This window comes from Brotocaccenecus cirricatena (assembly GCF_020687045.1).
Classification (GTDB): Bacteria; Bacillota; Clostridia; order Oscillospirales; family Oscillospiraceae; genus Vescimonas; species Vescimonas cirricatena.
On record NZ_JAJEPW010000026.1, the window covers coordinates 1 to 25417 of the forward strand.

Sequence of the window (25417 nt, forward strand, 5' to 3'; positions counted from 1 at the left end):
GGCGGACAGGGTCGTCCGCCCCTACAGGCCCTCTCAGTCGGCTGCGCCGACAGCTCTCCCAGAGGGAGAGCCAAGGCGCGGGGTATAAAAAGGCCGTCCGGCAGGTGCCGGACGGCCTGTTGGCGTGTTCAATTATTCTCCGTAATGGACGTGCAGCAGCTCATGACAGCGGTCGGGACCGTAGTCCTCCAGCAGACGGGTGACGATGGGGTTCTTCTCCGCCCGCTTGAACATGGCGGAGGAGTCCGCCTCGTACAGGCCCGCGCCCCGGCGCTTCTTGGCCGCCGTCAGGCCATAGGGCTGACCGGCGCCGCCTACGCAGCCGCCCTGGCAGGTCATGACCTCCACCAGGTGGTAAAAGCGCTTTCCGGCCTCCACGTCGGCGATCAGCTCCTTGGCGTGGGACAGGCCGTTGACGATGGCCAGGTGCAGCTCCTGCCCCTCCACGGTGAGGTTCACCTCACGGATGGCCCCGTCGCCCCGCAGGTCCGTGACCCGGATGGCCTGAAGGGCGTTGTTGCTCTTGTCCGGCAGACAGTAGCGCACCACGGCCTCGGCCACGCCGCCGGTGACGCCGTAGATCACGGCAGCGCCGGAGCCCAGGCCGAAGGGCAGGTCCGGGGCCTCCGGCTCCAGCTCCGTCAGCTGGATACCGGCCTCCCGGATCATATCCACCAGCTCCCGGGTGGTGATGACCAGGTCCACGTCCGGGCGGCCCTCCTGGGTAAACTCGGGCCGGGCGGCCTCCATCTTCTTGGCGGTGCAGGGCATGATGGCCATGTGATAGGTGCGGCGGCCGTCGGCGGCGTCCTTCTCCCGGTACTTATCCCGCAGCACGGCGGCGAACATCTCCATGGGGGACTTGCAGGAGGAGATGTTGTGCAGATACTTGGGGTCGTTGAGCTCCAGATACTTCACCCAGGCTGGGCAGCAGCTGGTGAACATGGGGAAGGGACCGCCGTTTTTCAGCCGGGCCAGGAACTCCTGGGCCTCGCTGATGGTGGTCATATCGGCGGCGAAGTTGGTGTCGTACACCTCCTCCACGCCCATGAGCTTCAGGGCCTTCACCAGCTTATCCATAACGTTGGCGCCGGCGGGCAGGCCGAACTCCTCGCCCAGGGCCACACGGACCGCCGGGGCGATCTGCACCACCACCCGGTTCTTGGGGTCGTGGAGGGCCTGCCAGGCCTGGCCGATCTGGTTTTTCACGGTGATGGCGCCGGTGGTGCACACGGCGGCGCACTGGCCGCAGCCCACGCACTTGGTCTGGTCCAGCTTCTTGTCAAAGGCGGGCATCACCTGCAGCTCGCTGCCGCGATGGGCATAGTTCAGGATGCCCTGGCCCTGGAGCTCCTCGCACACCCGGACGCAGTCGCCGCAGAGAATGCACTTGTTGGGGTCCCGGAAAATGGCGGGGCTGGTGTTGTCCTGCTCATAGCGCTCCCGGGTGTCCGGGAAGCGGACCCGGCTGACGCCGAAGCGCTGGGCCAGGGCCTGCAGGCGGCAGTTGCCGCTTTTGGCGCAGGTGGTGCAGCTGCAGTCGTGGGAGGCCAGCATCAGCTCCAGGATCATCCGCCGGTGCCGCAGCAGCCGGGCGGTGTTGGTGCGGATCTCCAGCCCGTCCCGAGGCTCCATGGAGCAGGAGGCGTCGATCTTGCCGGTTTTCACGTTTTCCACGATGCACATCCGGCAGGCGCCGTGGACCGAAAGCTCGGAATAGTAGCAGAAGGTGGGCATGTCGATGCCCGCCTTGCGGATCACGGAGAGGACGTTTTTCTCCCCGTCGAACGGCACCCGCTGGCCGTCTACGATCATGATTCCCTTGGCCATGGTCATACCTCCTCCTCAATGGCGTCGATAGCGCCGAAGGGGCAGGCTCCCCAGCAAGCGCCGCAGTGGATACACTTGGTGGTGTCGATGACGTGGGGCATGCGGATCTGGCCGGAGATGGCGTCCATGGGGCAGTTCCGGGCGCACTTGCCGCAGCCCTTGCACAGCTCGGGAATGATCTCCAGATGGCGCTTGCGGCCATTGCAGATGGGACAGTGGTGGTCCACCACATGGGCCAGATACTCGTCCCGGAAATAGCGCAGGGTGCTCTGCACAGGCTTGCAGGCGCTCTGGCCCAGGCCGCACAGAGCCGTCTCGGTAATGGTGTTGGACAGATTCTCCAGCAGCTCCAGGTCCTCCATGGTGCCCTCGTTGCCGACGATGCGGTCCAGGATCTCCAGCATGCGCTTGGTGCCCTCCCGGCAGGGAACGCACTTGCCGCAGCTCTCGTTCTGGGTGAAGCTCATGAAGAAGCGGGCAGTCTCCACCATGCAGGTGTCCTCGTCCATGACCACCAGGCCGCCGGAGCCGATCATGGCCCCGATCTTCTTCAGAGAGTCGAAGTCCAGGGGCAGGTCCAGATGCTCGCTGCTGGCGCAGCAGCAGCCGCCGGAGGGGCCGCCGATCTGCACGGCCTTGAATTTCTTCCCGTCGGGAATGCCGCCGCCGATGTCGAAGATGACCTCCCGGACGGTGGTGCCCATGGGGACCTCGATCAGGCCGGTGTTCACCACGTTGCCGGTCAGGGCGAAGGCCTTGGTGCCGGGACTCTTCTCGGTGCCGATGTGCCGGTACCAGTCCACGCCGTTGCGGATGATCAGGGGAACGTTGGCGAAGGTCTCCACATTGTTGAGGACGGTGGGCTTGCCCCACAGGCCGTGCTCAATGGTGCGGGGAGGCTTCACCCGGGGCATGCCGCGCTTGCCCTCGATGGAGGAGGTCAGGGCGCTGCCCTCGCCGCAGACAAAGGCGCCTGCGCCCCGGTTCACATGGAGGTGGAAATTGAAGCCGCTGCCCAGAATGTCGTCCCCCAGCAGGCCCAGCTCCTGGGCCTTGGCAATGGCGGCTTTCAGCCGGGACACGGCCAGGGGATACTCGGCCCGGACGTAGATATAGCCCTCGTCGCTGCCGGCGGCCAGGCCCGCGATCATCATGCCCTCCAGCACGGAATGGGGGTTGCCCTCCATAATGGAGCGGTCCATGAAGGCGCCGGGGTCGCCCTCGTCGCCGTTGCAGACGATGTACTTCTTGTCGGCCTTCTGGCGGCGGGCGCCGTCCCACTTGCTGCCGGCGGGGAAGCCGCCGCCGCCCCGGCCCCGGAGGCCGGAGTCGATGATATCCCGGCAGATCTGCTCATCCGTCATCTCGAACAGGGCCCGCTCGAAGCCGGAGTAGCCGCCCTTGGCGATGTACTCCTCGATGTCCTCGGCGTCGCTGGTGCCGCAGTTCTCCAGCACCACCCGGTGCTGCTTCTTATAGAAAGGAATGTCCTCCTGCCGGGGATAGGCCACGTCGTTCAGACGGTACACCAGGCGGTCGATGATCTCGCCGCCCAGAACGGTCTTTTCCAGGATCTCGTGGCAGTCCTCGGGCTTGACGTGGATGTACATGATGCCCATGGGCTCGATGTGGACCAGGGGGCCCATCTCGCAGAAGCCGTGGCAGCCGCTCATCTTGACGTGCAGGCTCTTTTCCTCGTCGGTGTCGTGCTTGAGGCCGATGTACACCGGCAGATTCCGGCTTTCGCACTCGGCCCGGAGGTTTTCATAGATCTTCATGGCACCGCCGGCGATGCAGCCGGTACCGGCGCAGATCAGCACGGAGGGGGTCTCCTTGCTGCGGCGCAGGGCCCGCTGGGCCTCGTTGCGCAGGTCGCAGAACGCGTCGCGGGTGAGCTTCATTGGGCGGCCTCCTCCTTCCGGATCTTCTCCAGCAGCTCCAGGGCGCTGGTGGGGGACATTTTGGCGTGGACCTCGCCGTCCACGGTCATCACCGGGGCCAGGCCGCAGGCGCCGAGACAGGCCACCGTCTCCAGGGTGAACATGCCGTCGTCGCTGGTCCTGCGCTTGCCGGACAGGCCCAGATACTCGTAAATGGCGTCGTAAATGGGGCCGGACTTGCGGACGTGGCAGGCGGTTCCGGCGCAGACCTTGATGATGTGCCTGCCCTTGGCCTCCAGGGAGAAGTTTTCATAGAAGGTGGCCACGCTGTATACCTTGGACACGCTGATGCCCAGGCGGTCGGCCACCAACGTCAGGTTGGCCTCGCTGAGATAGTTGTATGCCGCCTGGATGTCCTGCAAAATGGCGATGAGGTTCTCCGTCTTGCAGCCATACTGCTCCACAATGGCGGCAGCACGATCAGTTTGGGGGTTCATTCCTTTCCTCCTCTATGTTTCGTTGGAGATTTTCGTTCCAAATCGTTTTTCATTAAACGATTCGTCTAATATTTTATCATATGGGGAAAATTTTCGCAACATGATTTTGTGAAATTTTTCATAATCATGGTAGTTCTTCACAAATAATGAACACAGTGTGCAAGTGTGCGTTTTATATCCCGGCCAGGCTGGCAGATCGACTGCGCTGCACCCGTTTCGGCCAGCTCCTCCGGCGCACCCGGCTGGATGAGCTGCCCCAGCTGTGGAACATCCTGCGGGGCGACATGAGCCTTGTGGGGCCCAGGCCGGAGCGTGCCTATTTCTATCGGGAGTTTGAGACGTATATCCCGGGCTTTTCCAACCGCATGATGGTGACCCCCGGCCTGACCGGATGGGCTCAGGTCAACGGCGGGTATGATCTGAGGCCGGAGGAGAAGATCGTATACGACATGGAGTATATCGAGCGTCAGTCCGTCCTGCTGGACGTGCAGTGCCTGCTGAAAACGGCTGCTCTCGTATTCACCCACAGGGGAGCCAGATAGATATCCAGCAGATGCTGGGCCTCAGCGTTCTGGCCAGCATCCCCTGTGCCGATGGGAAAAAGACGGGGAAATACGGCTGCTGCCGGGCCTATGGCGCCAAGGAGCGCAGGCCCTATCAAGAGAAGAAGCGGGGGGCAAAGGCGAAGTGAACAAGACTGTTTTAACGCTGCTGGGCACGGTCCGGGAATCGTATGACTATGTGCTCATCGACCTTCCGCCGCTGGGCAGCGTCATCGACGCGGCGGTGGTGGCCGCCAAGTGCGACGGAGCGATTCTGGTGATCTCCGACCATCAGGTGCGCTGCCACCAGGCGGTGGAGGTCGTGGACCAGCTGAAAAAATGCGGCAGCCGGATCCTGGGTGTCGTGCGCAACAACATCCACACAAGCAGCAGCGGCTATTATAAGAAATACTATAAGGACCGCTATCAATAACGTTGACTTATAGAGCTGCAAAAGCCCTCCCTCTGCCGAACGGCAGAGGGAGGGCTTTCGTGCTTCCCTTCCGCTTGTCTGCTGCAGAAGGACAAAATTCTGCAAAGCTATACAGTAAATGGCAGGTTTATTCGGAGGAAAATGTGGAGTTTACAACTTGACAGACGGCCCTGAACGTGATAAAGTACACGATACTGGGGTACCAGGCCGCTGCTTGCAGCGAATGGGCCCAAAAGTTTACAAATCCTTCAAACTTTTTATGATATAATGTCCCGAGAGTAAGATTTTTCGGCCCCGCACCTGACAGGAAGGGATGCGCCGGGCCAGGATGATGAAAAAAGATTTTCCAAGTATCTAAAAAGGTAGTTTCTGCGGTAAAGGAGCGCAGTGTGCTATGTGGATGCCGTCTCTTGATCTGGCGACGGGCCTGTGGGCCCGGATGCGCCGGACTTTGTATACGCTTTTTTCCCGGCTCAGCCGGGCCGCCCAGCGCTTTTGGATGAGCCGGGCGTATTTTCCCGTTCTGCTGACCATGTCTGCGGCGTTCATGGCCGCCGGCGAGCCGGTCTACGGCGTAGCGGCCCTGGGGTGCATCGTCATCTGGCTGCTGGCCGCCTGCCCGGACCTGCTGGCCCCGGTTTGCCCGTTTTTCATGGCCTTTCTCATGTCCACCCAGTGCTATGGCCAGCTGTCGGATTTTCTGCCCTGCGCGGCGCTGGTGCCGCCGCTGGTGCTGGCCCTTCTGTGGCACTTCGCCGTCTGGCCGATGACCCTGCGGATCGGCCGCAGCGGCCTGGGCCTGGCGCTGGTGTCCATCGCCGCCCTGCTGGGGGGCTGCGACGTGGTCTCCCGCAAGCAGGCCATGGAGCCCCTGTCCCTGTACTATACCCTGGGCCTGGGCGTGGGGATGCTGGTGCTGTATGTGCTGTTCCGCTCCCACCTGACGGAGAAGCGGTCCTATGACCTGCACCGCCGGTTCGCGGAGATTTTCTGCGCCCTGGGCCTGTGCATGGCCCTGGCGGTGCTGCTGGCCTATGGCAAGGCCTGGGCGGCCAGCGGGCATATCGGCGGCGTGCCGTATCTGTCTTACCGCAATTTTGCCACCTCTGTGCTGCTGACGACCTTGCCCATGCCCTTTTACCTGAGCCTGCGGCACCGGGGTCACCTGGCCACCGCCGCCGTGCTGGCCCTGGCCCTGGCCCTGACGGGCAGCCGCAGCGCCCTGCTGTTCGGCGGCATTCTCCTGGCCCTGTGCTGCGTGTACCTGATGCGCAGCGGCGTCATCAGCCGGCGCTGCCTGATGCTGCTGGCGGCGGCCGCCGGCATCGGCATCCTGGCCCTGGGCCCGGCCCTGCTGGAGTGCGTGTTACATAGCCGCATAGGCGAGGACATTCAGGACAGCAACTCCGACCGGCTGCAGTTTCTGGCCCGGGCGGCGGACGATTTCCTGCGCCACCCGGTGTTCGGTATCGGCCTGTGCAGTACCCGCAACGCCGACGTGTTCACCGGCGTGGAGGGCAGCATGGTGTTCTACCACAACAGCCTGGCCCAGGTCATGGGCAGTATGGGCCTGGTGGGCATCGTGGCCTATGGCCGCCTGCTCCACGACCGCATCGCCCTGCTGCGCCAGGGGAGCCGGGACCCCTTTGTCCGGATCCTGACCCTGTCCTATCTGGGCATGTTCCTGATCTCCCTGTGTAACCCCGGGGAGTTCTGCCCCTTCCCCAACGCCGCCCTGATGGTGATGGTGTTCGCCCAGGCGGAGGAGGCCGTGGGGGATGTGGCCGTTCCGGTGCGGCAGCTGCTGGCCCGCCATCTGGGGGCCCCGGCAGGCTTCCTGCAATTCTGAATCCGATAACCAAAAGGCCGTCCGGCAAAAGCTGGTATGTGGGGGCAATTGTCCCGGCAAAGCAGCTGACGGAGGCGGTCCAGCAAAAAAAAGCGGTGCAGAACAGAGTTCTGCACCGCTTTAGCTTGTCAAAAAAGGACGGCTTGCTCCGTTATTTTTTCAGCTTCAGGCCGTCCTTGAAGGCCTCGCCCACGCGCTCCGTGACCCGGTAATAGCCGTGGGTATAGGGGTCAAAGGCAATGGCGTCCACCCGGGAGATATCCACCTTGCCGTCCGCCATGACCCGCTCGTCGGCGGTGACGTTCACCACCCGGCCGACGCAGAGGCGTACCGCTGCCGCCCCCTTACTCCCCTGCCAGATAAGCTGTGGCGTGGTTCTTGTCCATTCTGTAATCACAGAACCAGAAAGCCGTGAGGCTTCGGAGGATGTCCGGAGTCTCACGGCTTTTGCTGCGGGGTCAGTCCCGGCAGAAAACGTGGATATCGAAGCTGATGGTCACGTCCAGCGCCGTCAGCGCCGCCAGACGCTCCGCCCCGGATCGGGGCGTTTTCCAATAGTATGGTGTCATCTGGAACAGGGCGTGGATGTCCTCCTGACAGGGCAGATGGATCACCGACTCCACGTGGCGGATCTCCCGGTATGAAAACCCGGGATAGGGGGTCTGCTTCACCTGGTTGGGGTAGGGCCGGTCATACAGCACCTGCTTCAGCTCCCACAGGTGCTTTTCCGACGGCACCACATACACGAAAGCGCCCCCCGGCGACAGCACCCGGCGGAACTCCTCGATGGCCAGGGGGGAAAAGCAGTTCACCAGCAGGTCCACCGCCCCGTCCGCCACCGGCAGATGATACGACGACGCCACGGCGAACTCCACGTCCTTCTCCCGCTTGGCGGCCCGGCGGAGGATGGCCTTGGAGATGTCCGTTCCCGCCATGGTCACGGACCGCCCCGCCCGGACCAGGGCCCGGTACACCCCGCTGGTGTAATACCCCTCGCCGCAGCCGGTGTCCAGCACCGACGGCGCGGGCCCGGTATTGGCCAGGGCGATGCTGCACAGGGCGTCCCGCAGGGGGGCGTAGTAATCCTTGCTCAAAAAGGCCGCCCGGGCGGCGGCCATGCCCTTGTCGTCGCCGGGCATTTTCGAGTGCATCCGGTTGGCGGGCAGCAGGTGGACATAGCCCTCCCGGGCCAGGTCGAAGCTGTGCCCCGCCGGGCAGGAATAGGCGGAAGGCCCCCGCTCCAGGGGGCCGCCGCAGATGGGACAGCAGAATAAGCTCATGGTCGATTCTCCGTTAGGTGATATAGTCTGGTCAGTCGGACCAAAGCGGTTCCGGGTATTCCACAATGCTGCACGCGTGGCCAAACTGCTTGTACAGATCGCCCACCACCAGGTCCTGGTCGCTGTCTGCCTGGGGGAAGGTGGTAATGGTGTGGGGGATCACGAAGATGGAGCACTCCACCATCCAGTTTTCCGAAAGGTATTCCACGCGGATGCACTCATCCACCGGTACCTGGGTGGCGGCGTCGCCGTCGATCCGGCGGAACTGGCCCAGGTTCACAGCCCGGGACTCCGCCCGGTAAACCCGGAGGATCTCCGGGCGGTCCTTGAGCAGGGCCTGGGCAAAATCAAAGGCATCCGACCGCAGAGCGCCGATGCAGAACTCGGGATTCCCGGCCACATAGCCTCCATCCAGGGCATTGGCCCGCAAGGAAAAGTAGCTGCGGATAGGCTCGGCGCAAAAGGCGTCGTCCCGGTGGTTGGTGGCGTAGCCGCTTTCCATGCGTCCGAAGTCGCTGGAAAATGCGTCCCAGGCGACGGTCCAGTTCTCACCGGCCCCGGACAGAGTCAGCCGGTGCTCCTCGGAAAAGTCGATGGACTCCAGATTGGCGTCGCTGGTAAAGGACGTCCGGGAGATGTCCCGGCAGGATTTCAGCGCCGTTTTCAGGCCCGCCGTCACCCGGACCGTTCCGTCCGGATATGTCTCCGGCCGGCTGAGGGTGACTTGTATACTGATCCGGGGATACAGGTTGGTGGAGGCCATCCATCCATAGAGGGTCAGCTCCTGCAGGACCTCCTCCGAACAGCAGACGCTTTCATAGGAGGCCTCCGGGGCGGCGAGGATCGTCCCCATCAGGGTGAAATACTCTGCGGCCAGCGTCCGGATGGCTTCCTGGCCCTCCGCCTCCTCCGCCCATCGGACGGAAACGGTGATGTCCGGATGCTCCACGGCGGCCCGCGCCGTTTCAGGCGGGTCAAATCGCTCCGCCTTTGCCCCGGCGGGGGATTCCAAAGGGTTCTGCCGGGTGGACTGCGCCTTCGCCCCGCATCCGGCCAGCAGCAGGACGCACAGCAGGGCGGTGATGATCTGCAAACAGCGCTTTGACATAACCTTCATTCCTTCCGTTTCGGATTTGGATCGGGAGTCTTATGAGCTTTTACAAATCAAGTATACCGCCGCGTGCGCCGCAATTCAATTACAAACCGGTTACAGATGCTGGGAATTTGGTTACAACTTGATGACAGAATTATATGAAAGTTACAGCTCCCCCTGGGGCAGGGTGACGTCGTGGATCCATTTCCCGGTGCGGATGCGCAGGGCGCACAGAGGCACCTTCAGCAGACTCTCGGCCTGGATGGCCGCGGCCACCAGCCAGTAATTGCTCTTGAACACCAGGGCAAACAGCGCCGTCAGCGGCAGGGCCACCAGCCACTGGGGCGCAATGTCCAGGGCCGCCGACCAGGCCACGTCGCCGCCTGCCCGCAGCACGCCGGTGACGGCGGAGATGGAGTAGGCGTGCAGGGGGATCATCACGAAGGACGTCACCGCCAGGGCGGCGGCAATGGCGGCGGACTGCCCCGCCAGCTTGAACAGCGGGAACACCACCGGCACGAACACCGTGGGCACCAGCGCCAGGGACACCGCCGCCAGCCCCGTTCCCACCAGCAGGGTGAACGCCAGCAGCGTCCGGCTCAGGTCCATGACCTCCCGGTGGCTTCGGCCTTCGCCGATGGCCTTGCCGATCATCACCGCCGTGGCCGCGCCCAGGCCGAAGCACACCACCAGGAACAGCCGGTTCAGGTTGCCCATCACGGCGTTGGCCGCCAGCATCTCCACGGAGTTGTCGGTATAGCCCAGGATCACCGTCAGCAGGCTGTTGCCCAGGCCCCAGGCGGTCTCGTTGAGGATCACCGGGGTGGAATATTTCACGAACCGCCGCAGCATCTCCCACCCCGGCCGGAGGAAGGCGGCCAGGTCCAGGGGCAGAATGCGGCTGCGCAGGGCGCACACCAGGCAGATGAGAAACTCCGCCACCCGGGACAGCAGCGTGGCGATGGCCGCGCCCTGGATGCCCAGGGCCGGCAGGCCGCATTTGCCGAAGATCAGCAGATAGTTCATCCCGGTGTTCAGCAGGGTGGACACCCCGAACAGCTTCATGCCGAAGCCGGGGTTCTCGGCGCTGCGCATGGCGCTGACATAGATGGACGAGAGCATATTGAACACATAGGAAAAGCCGATGAGCTTCAGATACGGCGCGCCCAGCACCGACAGCTCATGCTTGTTGGACAGCAGGTCCATGATCTGCACCGGCCACAGAAACAGCACCAGCGCCAGCACCAGGGTGATCCCCGTGCCCAGCATGGCCGCCACGCCGATGGCCCGGCTGATGCTCTCCATGTCCTTTTTGCCCCAGTATTGGCTTACCAGGATGCCCAGGCCGCTCTGGACCCCGAACACGATGGAGATCAGCAGGAACACCGGCACGTTGGCGGTGGTCACGGCGGCCATCTGGGTGTTGCCCAGCCAGCTGACCATCAGCGTGTCGATGAGGCCCAGAGAGAAGGTAATCAGATTTTGCAGGGCAATGGGACCCGTCAGCCGCCACAGATACCCGTAGAAGCCCGGCCCTCGTTTCAGATATTTCAGCATATGTCACCTCACAGCATGGGAAAACGTTGATTTTTGTGGTCCAGCAGGGCCTGATACAGCCCGTCGATATCCGCCCGGGTGGTCTCCGGGCCGAAGCTGACCCGGATGACCCCGGCGGCGGTTTTCTTGTCCAGGTGCAGGGCCGACACCACATGGCTGGCCTTGCCCCGGTGGCAGGCGGACCCGGCGGAGATGCAGATGCCCTTGGCCCCCAGGTCCGTGACGATGTTGGCGCTGGGGTACCCCACCAGGGACACCGCCAGGATGTGGGGGGCCTCCCCCTGCCCCACCGGCACCACCCCAGGGATGGACAGCAGCCGCTCCCGGCAATAGGCTTTGATGTCCGCCATATGCCGGAGCTTCTCCGCCAGATTCTCCTGCCGCAGGACCACGGCCCGGGCAAAGCCCGCGATCTGGGCGGTGGCCTCGGTGCCGGACCGCAGCCCCCCCTCCTGGCCGCCGCCGGGCAGCAGGGGCCGCAGATTCCGCAGGGCCGGAGCGGTATACAGAGCGCCGGCGCCTTTTGGCCCGCCGATCTTGTGGGCGGACAGGCTCATCAGATCCACACCCCAGCCCACCGGGTCGCAGGGGACCTTCAGAAAGCCCTGCACCGCATCGCAGTGCAGCAGGGCGCGGCTGTTTTTCTCCCGCAGCAGGCGGGCCACCTCCTGCACCGGGAAGATGCAGCCCGTCTCATTGTTTACCAGCATCATGCTCACCAGCACCGTGTCCTCCCGCAGGGCTTGGGCCACCTGCTCCGCCGTCACATGGCCGGTTTTGTCCGGGGCCAAGTACGTCACCTCGTACCCCTGCTGCTGCAGCAGCTTACACGGCTCCAGCACGGCGCTGTGCTCCACGGCGGTGGTGATGATGTGCCGCCCGGTGTGGCGGCCCTGCCACACGGCGGCGGAGATGGCCCAGTTGTCCGACTCCGTGCCGCAGGAGGTGAAGTGCAGGTTCTCCGGCCGGCACCCCAGGGCCCCGGCGACAACGGCCCGGCCCTCCTCCACCAGGGCCTTGGCCTCCCGGCCCAGGGGATACTGGGAGGAGGGGTTGCCGAACTGCTCCGTCAGCACCTGATACATGGCGTCCGCCACGGGCCGGGGCACCGGCGTGGTGGCTGCGTGATCCAGATAAATCATATGCGTTTCCTCACAAATCCTCCGCCGCCGCTTGCCACCGGCGGCAGAATGCTATATAATAAGACACAAGTCTTATTATTATACCGAATTTACCCGAAAAGTGCAAGGAGAATCCCCATGCGAGCTGCCATTTACACGTTGGGCTGCAAGGTGAACCAGTACGAGACCCAGGCCATGGAGCAGGAGCTGCGCCGCCGGGGCCACGAGCTGGTGGACTTTGAGGACAGCGCCGACGCTTACATCATCAACACCTGTTCCGTCACCGCCGTCAGCGACAAAAAATCCCGCCAGATGATCCGCCGGGCCAGGCGGCGCAGTCCCGGCGCCGTGGTGGCCGCCTGCGGCTGCTATGTCCAGACCCACACCGACGAGGCAAAGACCCTGGGCATCGACCTGATCGGCGGCACCGGGGACCGGATGGCCTTTCTGGACCTGCTGGAGCAGGAGGTCCGGGACCGCACCCCCCGGGTGGCGGTGGACGACTCCCTGCGGCGGCGGAGCTTCGAGGTGCTGCCTGCCGGGGGCCTGGCCGCCCGGACCCGGGCCATGCTGAAGGTGGAGGACGGCTGCGTGAACTTCTGCACCTACTGCATCATCCCCTTTGCCCGGGGTCCGGTGCGCTCCCTGCCCATGGACCAGGCCGTGGCCCAGACCCGCCAGCTTCAGGCCGAGGGCTATCGGGAGCTGGTGTTCACCGGCATCGAGATCTCCTCCTGGGGTCAGGATCTCCACAACGGCACCGGCCTCATCGACCTGATGGAGGCCGTTTCGGCGGCCGCACCCCGGCTGCGGCTGCGGCTGGGGAGCCTGGAGCCCCGGACCATCACCGAGGACTTCTGCCGCCGGGCGGCGGCTCTGCCCAACCTGTGCCCCCATTTCCACCTGTCCCTGCAATCCGGCTGCGACGCCACCCTGCATCGGATGAACCGCCGGTACGACACCGCCCGGTTCCGGCAGTCCGTGGACCTGCTGCGGCGGTACTTTGACCACCCCGCCATCACCACCGACGTGATCTGCGGCTTCCCCCAGGAGACGGAGGAGGAGTTCTCCGCCACCCTGGCGTTTCTGGAGGAGTGCCGCTTCGCGGCCATGCACGTGTTCCCCTACTCCATCCGCCCGGGCACCAAGGCGGCGGATATGCCCCAGGTGCCGGGGCCGGTGAAGGAGGAGCGTGCCGCCCGGGCCGGGGCCCTGGCCGCCCGGCTGCACCGGGCCTATCTGGAGGAATGCGTGGGCCGGACCTATCCCGTGCTGTTTGAGCAGCCAGTGGCGGGCCGTTACGGCGGCCACGCGCCCAACTATATGGAGGTGGCCGTGTCCGGTGGTGAGGACCTCCACAACCGGGTGCTGCCGGTGCGCATCACCGGCACCGACGGAGAAATTCTATGGGGGGAGCTGGAATAATGCACCACTTTTTCGCCTATATGGCTCGGATGCGGTTCATTGACCGCTGGGCCCTGATGCGCAACAGCTACACCGAGAACATCCAGGAGCACAGCCACCAGGTGGCCATTCTGGCCCACGCCCTGTCGGTGCTGCGCAATGCGTATTTCGGCGGCCAGGTGGACGCCGGAGCCGTGGCCGTGGCGGCCCTGTATCACGACGCCAGCGAGATCCTCACCGGCGACCTGCCCACGCCCATCAAGTATTATAACCCCGACATCCGGGACGCCTATAAGCAGGTGGAGGCCATCGCCTGCCGCAAGCTCACAGGGATGCTGCCGGAGAAGCTCCGGGGCCTGTACGCGGACCTGCTGACCCCGGCAGACCCCCAGGTGGAGGAGCTGGTAAAGGCGGCGGACAAGCTGTCGGCCCACATCAAGTGCCTGGAGGAGGAGAAGGCCGGCAACCACGAGTTCTGCGCCGCCGCCCGCCAGACCCGCCAGGCCCTGGCGGATATGCACCTGCCGGAGGTGGACCTGTTTTTAGAGGAATTCCTGCCCAGCTTCCGCCTGACCCTGGACGAGCTGGAATAATGAGAGGGGAATGCTTATGACACCCCTTTTCTGCGTGGACATCACCGAAAACAGGAACAATGACCGGATCAATGGCTGCGATACGGAGCTGCTGGAGCAGCGGCGGGAGGATTTCCGGGAACAGTGCCTGTGGCAGCAGCTGACGGAGCTGCTGCGTCAGGCGGAGCTGGACTGCGAAGATCTGTATATGCAGGATTGATATAGAGCCAAAAAATCCCCGGCTGCCTGGCAGCCGGGGATTTTTATGCAATTTGCGGGGTTAAGGCTTTACCGGGCGGCTTCCATGCCGGCGATCAAAGCCTTCTTGTTGCCCTCCAGGAAGCGGGCCTTGCGCTCACCCAGCTCGATGCGGATGGCCTCGGTCATCTGCTCCACGGTGGTGACGGGGACCTTCTCCAGGACAGCGCCCAGAATGGCCACGTTGGCGCCCTTGGGATTGCCGATGGACTCGGCAATGGCGTTGGCGTCGCAGTACACCACCTGGATGTCGTCGCGGACGGCCTTGCGGTCGATGATGCTGCTGTTGATGACCAGCACACCGCCGGGCTTGACGTGATCCTCGAACTTATCCAGGGAGGGACGGTTCATGGCCACGATGACGTCGGCCTTGTCCACCAGGGGGGAGGCCACGGGCTCGTCGGACACGATGACGGAGCAGTTGGCGGTACCGCCGCGCATCTCGGGGCCGTAGGAAGGCAGCCAGGAGACGTGCTTGCCGTCCAGCATACAGGCCATCGCCATGAACTTACCGATCAGGAGCATGCCCTGACCGCCGAAACCGGCGAAAATAAAGGTCTTTTCCATGTTACTTGGCCTCCTTGTCTTTGTAAACACCCAGAGGATAGTAAGGAATCATGTTCTCCTCCAACCAGGTCATAGCCTCCACGGGAGACATACCCCAGTTGGTGGGGCAGGTGGACAGAACCTCCACCATGCAGAAGCCCTTGCCCTCCTTCTGATAACGGAAAGCCTTGGCAATGGCCTTCTTGGCCTTGACGATGTTGGCGGTGTTGTTGACGGCCACGCGCTCGATGTAGTAGGAGCTGGGCACAGCGGCCAGCATCTCGCTCATCTTGATGGGGGCGCCGCACCAGGCCTCGTCACGGCCATAGGGAGAGGTGGTGGTCTTCTGGCCGATCAGGGTGGTGGGGGCCATCTGGCCGCCGGTCATGCCGTAAATGGCGTTGTTGACGAAGATGGTGACGATCTTCTCGCCGCGGTGGGCGGCGTGAACGATCTCGGCGGTGCCGATGGAGGCCAGGTCGCCGTCGCCCTGATAGGTGAACACCATGGTGTCCGGGCCCATGGCGCGCTTGACGCCGGTGGCCACGGCGGGGGCGCGGCCGTGAGCGGCTTCGTACATGTCGCAGTTGAAGTAGTCATAGGCAAACACGGAACAGCCCACGGGGGCCACGCCCACGACCTTGCCGTCCAGGTTCATCTCGTCGATGACCTCGGCCACCAGGCGGTGAATGATGCCGTGGTTGCAGCCGGGGCAGTAATGGAACTGCTTATCGGTGAGCAGCTTCGTCTTTTCAAATAATACGGCCATGTTACTTGCCCTCCTTCATGCTGAGAATCTTCTCGACGATCTCATCGGTGGTGGGCATCTGGCTGCCGCAGTGGCCGGTGAAATCGATGGGCTTGGCGCCGTTGATGGCCAGCTTGACATCCTCCAGCATCTGGCCCTCGTTCAGCTCCACGTCCAGAACCGCCTTGACGGAATCCTGGCTGGCGGCCTCGCGGACGGCGTCGTAGGGGAAGGGCCACACGGTGATGGGACGAACCAGACCCACGTTGATGCCCTTGGTCTTCAGCTCGGCAATGGCGCTCTTGGCGATGCGGGCCACGGTGCCGAAGGCGGTGATGATGTACTCGGCGCCCTCGCAGTTGTAGGTCTCCACCATCTGCTCGTTGGCCACCACTTCCTTATACACGGCCTGCAGCTCGTCGTTGTGAACGGCCAGGCTCTCGGTGTCGATATAGATGGAGTTGATAACGCCGCGCTTGGCGGGATCGTCGCCGGGCTTCCAGCCGGTGCAGGCCCAGGGCTTCTCCTCGGGGTCGACCTTGTAGTCCACCATCTCGGGCAGCTCCACGGGCTCCATCATCTGGGCGATGATGCCGTCGGCCAGGAACAGAACGGGAATACGATATTTTTCAGCCTTCTCATAGGCGAACATCATGATGTCGATGAACTCCTGGATGGAGGAGGGAGCGTAGGTCAGCAGGTGATAGTCACCGTTGCCGCCGCCCTTGACGCCCTGGAAATAGTCGCCCTGGGAGGCCTGGATGTTGCCCAGACCGGGGCCGCCGCGCATGACGTTGACGATCACGGCGGGGACGCGGGCGCCTGCGCAGTAGGAGATGCCCTCCTGCTTCAGGGACACGCCGGGGCTGGAAGAAGAGGTGATGACGCGGGCGCCGGTACCGGCAGCGCCGTACACCATGTTGATGGCCGCCACTTCGCTCTCGGCCTGCAGGAAGCAGCCGCCGATCTCGGGCATACGGGCGGACATGTACTCAGGGATCTCCGTCTGCGGAGTGATGGGGTAGCCGAAGAAGAAACGGGCGCCTGCGCGAATGGCAGCCTCCGCGATAGCTTCGCTACCCTTCATAAGAGTCAAAGCCATTATAAATCCTCCTTAGTCTTTTTCGATGCGGATGACCACATCAGGGCAGGTACGCGCGCAGGATGTGCAGCCGATGCAGGCCTCCATATCAGTGACCTCAGCCGGGTGATAGCCCTTCGCGTTGATCTTCGTCTTGGACAGGGCGATGATGTGCTTGGGACAGGCCCGAACACACAGGCCGCAGCCCTTGCAAAGATTCTCGTTGATAGTAACTCTTACCACACTTTACACCTCTTTTCTGGATTTTTGCCTTTCCAATGGGTATCTATAAAAATCCCGCTTACCGGGGGTCGCGCGTTAATAGATCTCCTTCCGGGGATCGGTGGTGTTCAGACCGTGCTGGATGTAGGAATCCCAGTCGCGGTGCATGTACACGTCGATGGGGACGGGCGTTCCCACATAAGCGGGGTCCGGGTTCCGGGCCAGGAAATCGTCCAGGAACTCCTTTTTGCCGGTGGTGTACGCCACGGGGATACCGGTGCGGTCCGCCACCTCCCGCAGCACCAGATAGCCGTCCCACAGGTCGTCGGCGCTGGTCATGGTGGAGAGGTTGGTGTTGTTGATCATGCCGGTGATGGTCAGCCGGGAGTGCAGCTGCATGGCGTCCTGCAGGTGGTGGATTTTCTCCGGGGTGCTGGCCAGAGGCCGCCGGATATTCACCACGTTCAGCACCTCCAGAGCGCCGGGCTCCAGGCTGACAAAGTCCTGGTGATAGCGGCCCAGGGCCGTGGCGCCCACGTCGTCGCCGCCTACGTCAAAGATGACGCTGTCCCAGTCCAGCACGAAGGCGGACGACACCTCCGCCGGCAGGGACAGAGTCTCGATGCCGGAGCAGGCAAAGTTGGGGGACACCAGACGGATCTCCTTCTGCTCCACCAGCTTGCCCCGCTCGGTCAGGCGGAAGTAGGTGTTCACCATATCCAGGTCCAGAAGCTCCGTTCTGTCGCCCCGGGCAGCGGCCCGGATGGCGAAATTCAGCGCCAGCTCGCTTTTGCCGCTGCCGTAGTTGCCGATCAGCACCTTGACGTTTTTCATGGGTCAGATTCTCCTTAAAATAGTAACGCTTGCATCAGAAACGCGGGATTACCGCAGGTTTTCGCGAATGGTCTGGCACAGAGCCGTGATGCCCTGGACGATCTTCTCCTCGGGCATGCAGCTGTAGTTCAGACGCAGGGTGTTCTCATGGTTGCCGTTGGGGAAGAAGGAACCGCCGGGAACGAAGGCAACCTTCTTTTCCAGGCACTTCATCTGCAGCTCCTTGGCGTCCATATACTCCGGCAGCACCACCCAGGCGAACAGGCCGCCCACGGGGTGGGTGAAGGTGCAGCCCTCAGGCAGCTCCCGCTCCAGAGTCTCCAGCATCACCTTCCGGCGCTTGTCATAGCAGGCCCGGATGGTGGCCACATGGGCGTCCAGATCGAACATGTCGATCCACTTGGAGGTTTCCATCTGGCCGATGGTGGAGGCCTGCAGGGAGGCAGCCTGCTCCATGAAGTTGTACTTGGCCAGAATGTGCTCCTCGGCGCAGACCCAGCCGATGCGGTAGCCGGGGGCCAGGATCTTGGAGAAGGTGCCCAGATAGATCACCAGGCCCTTGGTATCCAGGCTCTTCAGGGCGGGCAGATACTCGCCCTCGAACCGCAGCTCACCATAGGGGTTATCCTCGATGACGGGGATCTCGTAACGGTTGACGATCTCCATGAACTGGTGGCGGCGCTCCAGGTCCCAGGTGCGGCCGGTGGGGTTCTGGAAATCGGGGATGACGTAGATCATCTTCACCCGCTCGGTGGTGGCCAGGATCTTCTCCAGCTCCTCCATGATCATGCCGCCGTTGTCGGTGGGCACCTCGATGAACCGGGGCTCGCAGGCCTTGAAGGCGTTGACGGCGCCCAGATAGGACGGGCTTTCCAGCAGCACCACATCGCCGGGATTCAGGAACACCCGGGCGGAGAAATCCAGACCCTGCTGGGAGCCGGAGGTCACCAGGATGTGGTCGGCGTCGGTGTGGATGTTGTTCTTGGCCAGCATCCGCTCGGCGATCTGCTGGCGCAGACGGGGATGACCCTCGGTGGAAGAATACTGAAGAGCCGCGCGGCCGTTCTCCTCTAAAACGGCCCGGGAGGCCTCCATCATCTGCTCCACGGGGAACAGCTCCGGTGCGGGCATGCCGCCGGCAAAGGAAATGATGTCGGGCTGTGCGGTGAGCTTCAGCAGCTCACGGATTTCGGACCCTTTCAAAAGGTCCATCCTTGTTGAAAATTGTACCATGAATGCTTCCTCCTCAAATTCATAGCCATGTGCTTGTGCAGATTGCCGCCTGCACGCATATGCTTCCGGCTATATTTAAGCACAAATTCACAACGATGTAAAGGAACAGAGGGGGGAAAACCGGGTCCGAAAGGGCCTGATTCCGTAAGTTTGGAGACTGGCACAAAAATTCCGGGAGGAATAACGGCATTTTCCACAAAGGAAACTTATGTGATTTTTTTGGCAAAAATGTTAAAAACATGGCAATTAAAGGCACCAACCCGGTAGGATTATACAGAGTCCCCCGGGGGTACGTTGACTTTTCCCGGCGGGAACGGTATAGTAAAGGAAACTTATGGGGAGGATGTGCAGAAATGGAAGAACATACGCTGAAGGGTGAGTATATTTCCGTCCTGAAGGATGGCCGCCTGTCCTATGGCGGCAGCCAGCGGTGGTCGGACAGCCCGGTTCTGCGGGGGTATGGCTGCGGGGTCATCGCGGCCCTGGACCTGCTGCTGTATCTGGCGCGGCAGCGGGAGGTCGGCTCAGCACGGACGATGCCTGCCGGGGGGCCGGTGCCCTGGACCCTGTATGACCGGTGGGCCAGACAGCTGAGCCGCCGGTATATGCCGGCGGTCCCGCCGGTGGGCACCAACGGCTGGGCCATCGCCCTGGGGCTGAACGCCGTGTTCCTGCGTCAGGGAATCCCCCTGCGGGCCTCCTGGGGGGTCAGCCGGGACCGGCTGTGGACCCGGATGGGGGAGCTGCTGGACCGGGACGTGCCGGTGATCCTGTCCATCGGCAGGAACTTTCCCCGGGTGTGGCGGAACGTGGAAACCGCCTTCTACACGCCGGGCCGGGAAAGCGGCCCTCCGGCCTGCTCCACCAACGCCCACTTCGTCACCGTCACTGCCATGGATGAGGACTACCTCACCGTCTCCTCCTGGGGACACCCATACCGCCTAAGTCGGGAGGAGTTTGACGCCTACAGGAGGGAAGCCAGCGCCTCCCTGCTGTGTACGATATTGGACGTGCGGGAAAAATAGGCGGTGCTTATCATTCCAGGCATACCGGGCCGCGGCCCGGTATGCCTGGATGGGGCAGTGTCGCTTACACCAGCTGCTCCATCTCGTCCACCAGCTCGCCGAACAGAGCCAGGGCGCTGTTGACCGGCTCGGGAGAGCTCATGTCCACGCCGGCGATCTTCAGCAGGCTGATGGGGTCGGTGCTGCAGCCGCCGGACAGGAACTTCTTGTAGTCTGCCACGGCGGGAGCGCCTTCCTTGAGGATGCGGTTGGCAATGGCCACGGCAGCGGAGAAGCCGGTGGCATACTGGAACACATAGTAATTATAGAAGAAATGGGGGATCCGGGCCCATTCCAGAGCGATCTGGTCGTCGGACACCATATCCGGGCCGAAGTACAGCTTGTTGAGCTCGTGGTACTTCTGGCACAGGGCGTCGGCGGTAAGGGCCTGGCCGTTTTCGGCCATCTTGCCCATGGCCAGCTCGAACTCAGCGAACATGGTCTGGCGATACACGGTGCCCTTGAACTGGTCCATGAAGTGGTTGATGAGATAGGCCCGCTGCTTCTTATCGGTGGTCTTTTTCAGCAGGTGGCGCATCAGCAGCACCTCGTTGCAGGTGGAGGCCACCTCGGCCACGAAGATCACATAGTCGCTGGTGCTGACAGGCTGATATTTGCAGCTGTGATAGCTGTGCAGGGCATGGCCCATCTCGTGGGCCAGGGTGAACTGGCAGTCCAGATTGTCCTTGTGGTTCAGCAGGACATAGGGGTGGGGACGGCTGTTGCCGGAGGAGTAGGCGCCGCTGCGCTTGCCGACGTTCTCGTACACGTCGATCCAGCGGTTGCTGAAGCCCTCCTTCAGCAGGTCCACGTAGTCCTCACCCAGCACCTGCAGGGCCTCCAGCACGGTCTCCTTGGCCTGCTCATAGGGGATGGCCTGGTCGGCGTCGGCCACAATGGGGGTGTACACATCGTACATATGCAGCTCGTCCACGCCCAGCAGCTTCTTGCGCAGGGCCACGTAGCGGTACATCTTGTCCAGGTTGTTGTGAACGGCCTCGATGAGGTTCATATACACAGGCACGGGGACCTCGGTGGCGTCCAGGGAGGCCTGGATGGTGCTGTCATAGTGGCGGGCGTTGGCAAAGAAGCACAGCTGCTTGAACTGACCGTCCAGGGTGGCGGCGATGGTGTTCTTGTACTGGCCCAGCTGCTTGTAATAGGTCTCGAAGGCCCGGCGGCGCAGCTCCCGGTCGGGGCTGGTCAGCAGGGGGACGAAGGTGGCGTCCGTCAGGGGATGGACGCTGCCCTGGCTGTCGGTGACGTCAGGGAAGATCTGGTCGGCGTTGCGGAAAACGCCGGCAATGTTCTCAGAAGCGTTGGCCATCTCACCGGCGGAGGCCAGCAGACGCTCCTCGGCAGGGGAGAGAATGTGGTCCTTGCGGCGGCGGATCTGGTACAGGCTGCGGCGATAGGTCTCCAGCTCCGGCTCCTGTGCGTAGAACCCGTTCAGGGTCTCCTCGGGAATGGCCATGATCTCGGGGGTGGCAAAGGCGGCGGCGCTGGCGATGGACACATACACGTTCATGGCCTTGCCCCGGACGTCCTGATAAAAGCTGTTGCCGGTGTCCTCGTCGCCCTTGCAGCTGGCATAGCCCATGAGCACGCTCAGCCGCAGCTCGATCTCGTCCTGCAGCCGGAACCAGGCCAGCAGGTCCCCGGCGCTGCGGGCCAGGGTGCCCTGAAAGGCGGCGATTTTGGCGGGGAACGCCTTCATGGCCTCGTATTCCGTCATCCAGGCCTCGTCGCTGGCGAACATGTCCTTCAGGTTCCAGGTCATCTCCTCCGGAACTTCACTGCGCTTGGGAATAGTCTGATTGGTCATAAGATTACCCCTCCATAAAATTTGTCGGATTCCACCGAATCAATTCGGTGAACATTATAGCACACCTATATTTTATTTGCAAACTTTCTTTGCCTGAATTGTGAAAAAAATTTCCCTGCCGGTGGCTGTCTGCCCTGTGCGCACATATACTGGGGCGGGAGGAGGCGAGACATGGATTTCGGAATCGCGGGCGTGGCCGCCATCACGGTGATCGCTTATGCGGTGGGGCAGGCCATGAAGGCCTGGGGCCGTCTGGACCGGTGGATTCCCACGGTGTGCGCCGCCCTGGGCGGCGCTCTGGGGGTGGCGGGACTGTATATCATGCCGGGCTTCCCGGCGGGGGATGCCATCACCGCCGCCGCCATCGGCGTGGTGTCGGGCCTGGCGGCCACCGGCGCCCAGCAGGCGGTGAAGCAGCTCTGCACCGGGCCGGACTGCGGCAAGGGGAAGTGAGCTTCGCCGGTGGGAAAAGGGGCAGCTTTTGCCCCCTCCCCCGGCTTCGAAAAAAACTGAAAAATTTTGAAAAAAGTTGTTGACAAATGGGGCCGGACGTACTATACTAAGCAAGTCGACAGCGATGAGCCGCGGCGCAGAACTGAATCGGGGGTATAGCTCAGCTGGGAGCCCGGTTGAAGCGGTAAACAACCCCCGCACTAATTGAATAAGAAATTACTCAGCGCACCCCTTATATGGGGGTATAGCTCAGCTGGGAGAGCGCTTGAATGGCATTCAAGAGGTCAGCGGTTCGATCCCGCTTATCTCCACCAAACGGGTGCGCTGAGTATTCTTAATAAAGACTTGCTTTGAAAAAAGCGAGTTTTTTGTTTTATGCCCACTTCTCTTTTGAAGCGGGCTTTTCTTATGCGGCGATTGCCGAAATGTCCAGCCCGGCGCTGAACTGCTCAAAGTCAATGTTGAAGTCGATATGCAGCCGATAGTCCCGATACACCTCCACGCGCCGGATCAGGCAGCTCACGATCATTTTCTTTGACTCCATGCTGGCGCTATCATACATTTCTGCCCATGATATAATATCGTCGTATTGAGCGTTTAAGGCATCCAGCATGGCCTGTCCCTCGTCGTAGGCCGCCTGCGCTGTCTCCATAGTATGCTGAACTTCGAGACATTTTGTCTCACAGTCAGAGATCAGAGAACTAAGCAAGTCCTGCGGAAAAGCGCTTTCGCCCCGGAGGGATTTAATGACCTCCGCCCGGAGCGTATCAAACTCGGCGGCAGCCTTGGCATAATCGGATTTAGCGCTTTTGAGAAGCGCCTTCCGTTCTTCCATCTTTTCACGGTAGCGGATATTGACGATCTCGCTTTTAGGGATTGCTTTCATCCGCTCAAAGATCTGCCGCACCACCTTATCAATGATACCGTCAAGTATATGCGCCGTGTAGCCCGTTTGCCCGTCACATTCGGTTTGCTTTCGTGTCTTGCCGTAGCAGATATACCGCACACGCTTTACAATGCGGTGAGCATCTTCCTTACACGGGTAAGCCTTGCCGTTGGTGGTGAGCGCCAGCCGGGAGCCACAATGCCCGCAAAAGACATTCCCGGCCAGCAAGGACTGACCACGGGTATTCAGCGGTACACGCCGTTCCTGTTCGGCGGAGTTGGCGCGGGAAGTACGAATGTGCTGTGCGGCCTCAAACAGCTCCTGTTCTATAATCTGTAAGTGGGGTAGCGTTTGGGAGCGGCTTTCACCGCTGCGAAGCACCCCGGTATATGTCAGATTGCAAATGATACCCCGGATGCTGGCGTGATGCCACATTTTACCCGTTCTCGCCCGATAGCCGAGGTTATTTAAGTAGGTGGAGATCCGTTGAGCACCGAAACCCTCATGCACATATTTGTCAAAGATGATCCGTACCACAGCGGCCTCGGCCTCGTTGACAGCCAGTTCAAAAACCTCGTGCTTGCGTTTATTGAAGCGCCCACTCTTTACAAGGTCATATCCATAAGGAGCAAGACCGCCCTTGAAACCGCCGTCCTCGACGAGCTGGCCAAGAGCGGTTTTTGTTCGAATTGAAGTCTTTTCGCTTTCGCCGTCGGCCTGCCAGAAGCGAATGTAGTTGGTGAGCTTGTCCGTGTGATTATCAAAACGCTGCTCACCCTCCTGCGTACTCCAGACCCGGATGCCGTTCTTGACAAACCATTCCACTACAAAGGGCGTTTCGTCAGCGATACGCCCGATGCGGTCAAACATGAACACAAGCAGAATATCGAATTTTCCCTGCTTGGCTCGTTCCTTGATGATTTGCAGCTTGTCCCGGTTTTCGGCTCTAACCTTATGCCCGGACACACCGTCCTCCTGTTCCTCATGAACAATCGTCCAGCCCATTTTTTCACAGAAGCGATGGCACTCTCTGCGTTGCATGGGAATGTCGGCTTGGCTTTTGTCGTTGTAGTCCACCTGCTTGTCGGTGGACACGCGGTATAGGCAATCAACTCGATTACCTGTCATCATTCTGTTTTCTATCATATTGATCCGTCCTTTCATTTGTCGATGGGTCAATGAAAAAACGCAATCAATACGCGGGGAATATGAAGTTTTCAAGGTACATAGGGACTACCCCCACTATTATTATCCCTCTGTTCGGGAGGGATTGCAAGGATGTCGCCGGAGCTATTTTTTGCCGTATTGTTGGCAAAGGAAGATAGTAAAATCTGCTTTATATGATGGAGCGCTGCCGCATTTTTGCAGTCTGCAAAGCTGGCGGTGATGGCGTAGCCATCCACAGCAAATGCGGTATGTTGTTTTCTCTGCTGCATAAAGACCTCCTTTTCAATTCTTGGCAACAGGGAAAGGCCAGCGCCTCATAAAAGCGCTGGCCTACGGCTTATGACCTTGGGACGAAATGTCCCAAGGTGTTTTTGAAAGGCGGGAGCGCCGCACCCGCTCCTGTTGGCCTGTCATAAGACAGCTCATATTCAATGCGGCGCTCCCTCACAGCGGACAGCGACGATCCGTGACGGAGCATCAACTACCTTGCTGCGGAGAAGTGAAAACTACCTCTCATATACCAAGGACAAAAATCGGGCAAATGGAGCCCCGCTCACAGAACTTTTTTCAAATATTTTTTCATAGCAGCTATGCCGCGCTTCACCGAGCGTCGGACAACGCTCTTGTCCACATCCTGCTCTTGGGCAATCTGGCGGTAGCTCTTGCCGAGGATCAGATGCGCCTCCACCCGGATGCCCTGCACCTCCGGCAGAGAGTTGAGGGCGTTCCACAGGTGGATGAACAACTCCATGCGATCCAGAAGCTCCTGCGGCGTCGGCTCATGCAGGCAGGCCGAGTATTCGATCCCATCGTCACAGTCGAGGGAATACTGCGCCTTGTTGCGGGTCGTGCGCCGCTGATAGGCTGCCTCATACAGCTTGTCCGCCTTCAGCTCGGCGGCCACTTCGTCGGAAACTTCGATGTATTCATCATGGGTGTACCAAGCGTAAAAGTCCTTCAGATTGATGGTCGTCATTTGTATTTCCTCCATTCAGTTCATGTGTGGGTGGGTGAACAGAACGGAGGAACGGCGGGGATCGGC

At 61.7% G+C, this 25417-nt stretch carries 27 protein-coding genes and 1 tRNA gene; 10 read left to right on the forward strand and 18 right to left on the reverse strand.

All coding sequences use genetic code 11. The features are described from left to right. Nucleotides 1-132 precede the first annotated feature (132 nt). From LKD37_RS09555 to LKD37_RS09565, 3 genes are read right to left on the reverse strand one after another with little or no spacing between them, the layout of a single operon-like run. Nucleotides 133-1830 carry a [FeFe] hydrogenase, group A gene (locus tag LKD37_RS09555; RefSeq protein WP_302928994.1) on the reverse strand — a complete coding sequence of 566 codons (1698 nt, stop codon included), beginning with the start codon at nt 1828-1830 and terminating at the stop codon, nt 133-135. A 2-nt stretch (nt 1831-1832) separates the two neighbouring features. After that, nucleotides 1833-3731, reverse strand: coding sequence for an NADH-quinone oxidoreductase subunit NuoF (locus LKD37_RS09560; RefSeq protein WP_302928995.1), 1899 nt, complete (start codon nt 3729-3731; stop codon nt 1833-1835). Then, nucleotides 3728-4207, reverse strand: a complete 480-nt coding sequence (locus LKD37_RS09565; RefSeq protein WP_302928996.1) for an NADH-quinone oxidoreductase subunit NuoE family protein — start codon at nt 4205-4207, stop codon at nt 3728-3730. Before LKD37_RS09565 ends, LKD37_RS09560 begins: the two co-directional genes overlap by 4 nt. A 146-nt stretch (nt 4208-4353) precedes the next feature. Between LKD37_RS09565 and LKD37_RS09570 the strand changes: the two genes are divergently transcribed. The 4 genes from LKD37_RS09570 to LKD37_RS09585 all read left to right on the forward strand — a co-directional run bounded on the left by LKD37_RS09570 (nt 4354) and on the right by LKD37_RS09585 (nt 7031). Further along, the gene (locus tag LKD37_RS09570) at nt 4354-4749 is read left to right on the forward strand and encodes a sugar transferase (protein ID WP_302928997.1); all 396 of its coding nucleotides are present in this window, start codon (nt 4354-4356) and stop codon (nt 4747-4749) included. An 11-nt stretch (nt 4750-4760) separates the two neighbouring features. After that, on the forward strand, nt 4761-4898 hold the full coding sequence (locus LKD37_RS09575) for a hypothetical protein (protein ID WP_302928998.1): 138 nt from the start codon (nt 4761-4763) through the stop codon (nt 4896-4898). Further along, a complete protein-coding gene (locus LKD37_RS09580) occupies nt 4895-5182 on the forward strand; it encodes a P-loop NTPase (RefSeq protein WP_302928999.1) in 288 nt (95 codons plus the stop codon). Before LKD37_RS09575 ends, LKD37_RS09580 begins: the two co-directional genes overlap by 4 nt. A 394-nt stretch (nt 5183-5576) precedes the next feature. Next, the gene (locus tag LKD37_RS09585) at nt 5577-7031 is read left to right on the forward strand and encodes an O-antigen ligase family protein (RefSeq protein WP_302929000.1); all 1455 of its coding nucleotides are present in this window, start codon (nt 5577-5579) and stop codon (nt 7029-7031) included. A gap of 151 nt (nt 7032-7182) precedes the next feature. Here the strand turns inward: LKD37_RS09585 and LKD37_RS09590 are convergent, their stop codons facing one another. The 5 genes from LKD37_RS09590 to LKD37_RS09610 all read right to left on the reverse strand — a co-directional run bounded on the left by LKD37_RS09590 (nt 7183) and on the right by LKD37_RS09610 (nt 12103). Next, nucleotides 7183-7428 carry a hypothetical protein gene (locus LKD37_RS09590; RefSeq protein ID WP_349048706.1) on the reverse strand — a complete coding sequence of 82 codons (246 nt, stop codon included), beginning with the start codon at nt 7426-7428 and terminating at the stop codon, nt 7183-7185. A 61-nt stretch (nt 7429-7489) separates the two neighbouring features. Continuing rightward, the gene (locus tag LKD37_RS09595) at nt 7490-8311 is read right to left on the reverse strand and encodes a putative RNA methyltransferase (protein WP_302929001.1); all 822 of its coding nucleotides are present in this window, start codon (nt 8309-8311) and stop codon (nt 7490-7492) included. A gap of 31 nt (nt 8312-8342) precedes the next feature. Continuing rightward, complete coding sequence (locus LKD37_RS09600; RefSeq protein WP_302929002.1) at nt 8343-9419, reverse strand: hypothetical protein; 1077 nt, start codon at nt 9417-9419, stop codon at nt 8343-8345. Nucleotides 9420-9569: 150 nt separating this feature from the next. Further along, nucleotides 9570-10961: an MATE family efflux transporter gene (locus LKD37_RS09605; RefSeq protein WP_302929003.1), complete on the reverse strand. Its 1392-nt coding sequence runs from the start codon at nt 10959-10961 to the stop codon at nt 9570-9572. Nucleotides 10962-10969: 8 nt separating this feature from the next. Beyond that, complete coding sequence (locus LKD37_RS09610; protein ID WP_302929004.1) at nt 10970-12103, reverse strand: cysteine desulfurase family protein; 1134 nt, start codon at nt 12101-12103, stop codon at nt 10970-10972. A 117-nt stretch (nt 12104-12220) separates the two neighbouring features. Between LKD37_RS09610 and mtaB the strand changes: the two genes are divergently transcribed. From mtaB to LKD37_RS09625, 3 genes are read left to right on the forward strand one after another with little or no spacing between them, the layout of a single operon-like run. Further along, nucleotides 12221-13507 (forward strand): tRNA (N(6)-L-threonylcarbamoyladenosine(37)-C(2))-methylthiotransferase MtaB, encoded by a 1287-nt coding sequence (gene mtaB, locus LKD37_RS09615; RefSeq protein WP_302929005.1) that lies wholly within the window; start codon nt 12221-12223, stop codon nt 13505-13507. Next, on the forward strand, nt 13507-14079 hold the full coding sequence (yfbR, locus tag LKD37_RS09620; RefSeq protein ID WP_302929006.1) for a 5'-deoxynucleotidase: 573 nt from the start codon (nt 13507-13509) through the stop codon (nt 14077-14079). Before mtaB ends, yfbR begins: the two co-directional genes overlap by 1 nt. A 16-nt stretch (nt 14080-14095) precedes the next feature. Next, nucleotides 14096-14278: a hypothetical protein gene (locus LKD37_RS09625; protein WP_302929007.1), complete on the forward strand. Its 183-nt coding sequence runs from the start codon at nt 14096-14098 to the stop codon at nt 14276-14278. A gap of 68 nt (nt 14279-14346) precedes the next feature. Here the strand turns inward: LKD37_RS09625 and LKD37_RS09630 are convergent, their stop codons facing one another. From LKD37_RS09630 to LKD37_RS09655, 6 genes are all read right to left on the reverse strand, one after another. Continuing rightward, complete coding sequence (locus LKD37_RS09630; protein ID WP_302929008.1) at nt 14347-14883, reverse strand: 2-oxoacid:ferredoxin oxidoreductase subunit gamma family protein; 537 nt, start codon at nt 14881-14883, stop codon at nt 14347-14349. A gap of 1 nt (nt 14884) precedes the next feature. Continuing rightward, nucleotides 14885-15631, reverse strand: coding sequence for a thiamine pyrophosphate-dependent enzyme (locus LKD37_RS09635; protein WP_302929009.1), 747 nt, complete (start codon nt 15629-15631; stop codon nt 14885-14887). Between the two features lies 1 nt (nt 15632). After that, a complete protein-coding gene (gene vorB / locus LKD37_RS09640) occupies nt 15633-16712 on the reverse strand; it encodes a 3-methyl-2-oxobutanoate dehydrogenase subunit VorB (protein WP_302929010.1) in 1080 nt (359 codons plus the stop codon). Nucleotides 16713-16724: 12 nt separating this feature from the next. Continuing rightward, nucleotides 16725-16934 (reverse strand): 4Fe-4S dicluster domain-containing protein, encoded by a 210-nt coding sequence (locus LKD37_RS09645; RefSeq protein ID WP_022176868.1) that lies wholly within the window; start codon nt 16932-16934, stop codon nt 16725-16727. A gap of 75 nt (nt 16935-17009) precedes the next feature. After that, on the reverse strand, nt 17010-17747 hold the full coding sequence (locus tag LKD37_RS09650; protein ID WP_302929011.1) for a CpaE/TadZ family protein: 738 nt from the start codon (nt 17745-17747) through the stop codon (nt 17010-17012). 48 nt (nt 17748-17795) lie between these two features. Continuing rightward, a complete protein-coding gene (locus tag LKD37_RS09655) occupies nt 17796-18980 on the reverse strand; it encodes an aminotransferase-like domain-containing protein (protein WP_302929013.1) in 1185 nt (394 codons plus the stop codon). A 353-nt stretch (nt 18981-19333) separates the two neighbouring features. Between LKD37_RS09655 and LKD37_RS09660 the strand changes: the two genes are divergently transcribed. Continuing rightward, nucleotides 19334-20005 carry a hypothetical protein gene (locus LKD37_RS09660; RefSeq protein WP_302929014.1) on the forward strand — a complete coding sequence of 224 codons (672 nt, stop codon included), beginning with the start codon at nt 19334-19336 and terminating at the stop codon, nt 20003-20005. A gap of 64 nt (nt 20006-20069) precedes the next feature. On the opposite strand, the gene pepF is transcribed toward LKD37_RS09660, so the two are convergent. Then, entirely contained in the window at nt 20070-21869 is a 1800-nt protein-coding gene (gene pepF, locus LKD37_RS09665) for an oligoendopeptidase F (RefSeq protein WP_302929015.1), read from the reverse strand. 171 nt (nt 21870-22040) lie between these two features. Here pepF and LKD37_RS09670 point away from each other — a divergent pair, with 171 nt between their 5' ends. After that, the gene (locus LKD37_RS09670; protein ID WP_302929016.1) at nt 22041-22322 is read left to right on the forward strand and encodes a phage holin family protein; all 282 of its coding nucleotides are present in this window, start codon (nt 22041-22043) and stop codon (nt 22320-22322) included. Between the two features lie 238 nt (nt 22323-22560). Next, nucleotides 22561-22636 (forward strand) — tRNA-Ala (locus tag LKD37_RS09675). Nucleotides 22637-22728: 92 nt separating this feature from the next. Here the strand turns inward: LKD37_RS09675 and LKD37_RS09680 are convergent. From LKD37_RS09680 to LKD37_RS09690, 3 genes are all read right to left on the reverse strand, one after another. Then, on the reverse strand, nt 22729-24354 hold the full coding sequence (locus LKD37_RS09680; RefSeq protein WP_302929017.1) for a recombinase family protein: 1626 nt from the start codon (nt 24352-24354) through the stop codon (nt 22729-22731). A gap of 71 nt (nt 24355-24425) precedes the next feature. Continuing rightward, a complete protein-coding gene (locus LKD37_RS09685) occupies nt 24426-24644 on the reverse strand; it encodes a hypothetical protein (RefSeq protein WP_118645419.1) in 219 nt (72 codons plus the stop codon). A 284-nt stretch (nt 24645-24928) separates the two neighbouring features. After that, nucleotides 24929-25351, reverse strand: a complete 423-nt coding sequence (locus tag LKD37_RS09690) for a sigma factor-like helix-turn-helix DNA-binding protein (protein WP_302929018.1) — start codon at nt 25349-25351, stop codon at nt 24929-24931. Between the last annotated feature and the right edge of the window lie 66 nt (nt 25352-25417).

What these genes read in the sequence shown, in the direction of transcription:
- LKD37_RS09555 (WP_302928994.1), bottom strand. Translation starts at nt 1,830, where the DNA reads ATGGCCAAGGGAATCATGATCGTAGACGGCCAGCGGGTGCCGTTCGAC.
- LKD37_RS09560 (WP_302928995.1), bottom strand. Translation starts at nt 3,731, where the DNA reads ATGAAGCTCACCCGCGACGCGTTCTGCGACCTGCGCAACGAGGCCCAG.
- LKD37_RS09565 (WP_302928996.1), bottom strand. Translation starts at nt 4,207, where the DNA reads ATGAACCCCCAAACTGATCGTGCTGCCGCCATTGTGGAGCAGTATGGC.
- LKD37_RS09570 (WP_302928997.1), top strand. Translation starts at nt 4,354, where the DNA reads ATGAACACAGTGTGCAAGTGTGCGTTTTATATCCCGGCCAGGCTGGCA.
- LKD37_RS09575 (WP_302928998.1), top strand. Translation starts at nt 4,761, where the DNA reads ATGCTGGGCCTCAGCGTTCTGGCCAGCATCCCCTGTGCCGATGGGAAA.
- LKD37_RS09585 (WP_302929000.1), top strand. Translation starts at nt 5,577, where the DNA reads ATGTGGATGCCGTCTCTTGATCTGGCGACGGGCCTGTGGGCCCGGATG.
- LKD37_RS09595 (WP_302929001.1), bottom strand. Translation starts at nt 8,311, where the DNA reads ATGAGCTTATTCTGCTGTCCCATCTGCGGCGGCCCCCTGGAGCGGGGG.
- LKD37_RS09600 (WP_302929002.1), bottom strand. Translation starts at nt 9,419, where the DNA reads ATGTCAAAGCGCTGTTTGCAGATCATCACCGCCCTGCTGTGCGTCCTG.
- LKD37_RS09605 (WP_302929003.1), bottom strand. Translation starts at nt 10,961, where the DNA reads ATGCTGAAATATCTGAAACGAGGGCCGGGCTTCTACGGGTATCTGTGG.
- LKD37_RS09610 (WP_302929004.1), bottom strand. Translation starts at nt 12,103, where the DNA reads ATGATTTATCTGGATCACGCAGCCACCACGCCGGTGCCCCGGCCCGTG.
- mtaB (WP_302929005.1), top strand. Translation starts at nt 12,221, where the DNA reads ATGCGAGCTGCCATTTACACGTTGGGCTGCAAGGTGAACCAGTACGAG.
- yfbR (WP_302929006.1), top strand. Translation starts at nt 13,507, where the DNA reads ATGCACCACTTTTTCGCCTATATGGCTCGGATGCGGTTCATTGACCGC.
- LKD37_RS09625 (WP_302929007.1), top strand. Translation starts at nt 14,096, where the DNA reads ATGACACCCCTTTTCTGCGTGGACATCACCGAAAACAGGAACAATGAC.
- LKD37_RS09630 (WP_302929008.1), bottom strand. Translation starts at nt 14,883, where the DNA reads ATGGAAAAGACCTTTATTTTCGCCGGTTTCGGCGGTCAGGGCATGCTC.
- LKD37_RS09635 (WP_302929009.1), bottom strand. Translation starts at nt 15,631, where the DNA reads ATGGCCGTATTATTTGAAAAGACGAAGCTGCTCACCGATAAGCAGTTC.
- vorB (WP_302929010.1), bottom strand. Translation starts at nt 16,712, where the DNA reads ATGGCTTTGACTCTTATGAAGGGTAGCGAAGCTATCGCGGAGGCTGCC.
- LKD37_RS09650 (WP_302929011.1), bottom strand. Translation starts at nt 17,747, where the DNA reads ATGAAAAACGTCAAGGTGCTGATCGGCAACTACGGCAGCGGCAAAAGC.
- LKD37_RS09655 (WP_302929013.1), bottom strand. Translation starts at nt 18,980, where the DNA reads ATGGTACAATTTTCAACAAGGATGGACCTTTTGAAAGGGTCCGAAATC.
- LKD37_RS09660 (WP_302929014.1), top strand. Translation starts at nt 19,334, where the DNA reads ATGGAAGAACATACGCTGAAGGGTGAGTATATTTCCGTCCTGAAGGAT.
- pepF (WP_302929015.1), bottom strand. Translation starts at nt 21,869, where the DNA reads ATGACCAATCAGACTATTCCCAAGCGCAGTGAAGTTCCGGAGGAGATG.
- LKD37_RS09670 (WP_302929016.1), top strand. Translation starts at nt 22,041, where the DNA reads ATGGATTTCGGAATCGCGGGCGTGGCCGCCATCACGGTGATCGCTTAT.
- LKD37_RS09680 (WP_302929017.1), bottom strand. Translation starts at nt 24,354, where the DNA reads ATGATAGAAAACAGAATGATGACAGGTAATCGAGTTGATTGCCTATAC.
- LKD37_RS09685 (WP_118645419.1), bottom strand. Translation starts at nt 24,644, where the DNA reads ATGCAGCAGAGAAAACAACATACCGCATTTGCTGTGGATGGCTACGCC.
- LKD37_RS09690 (WP_302929018.1), bottom strand. Translation starts at nt 25,351, where the DNA reads ATGACGACCATCAATCTGAAGGACTTTTACGCTTGGTACACCCATGAT.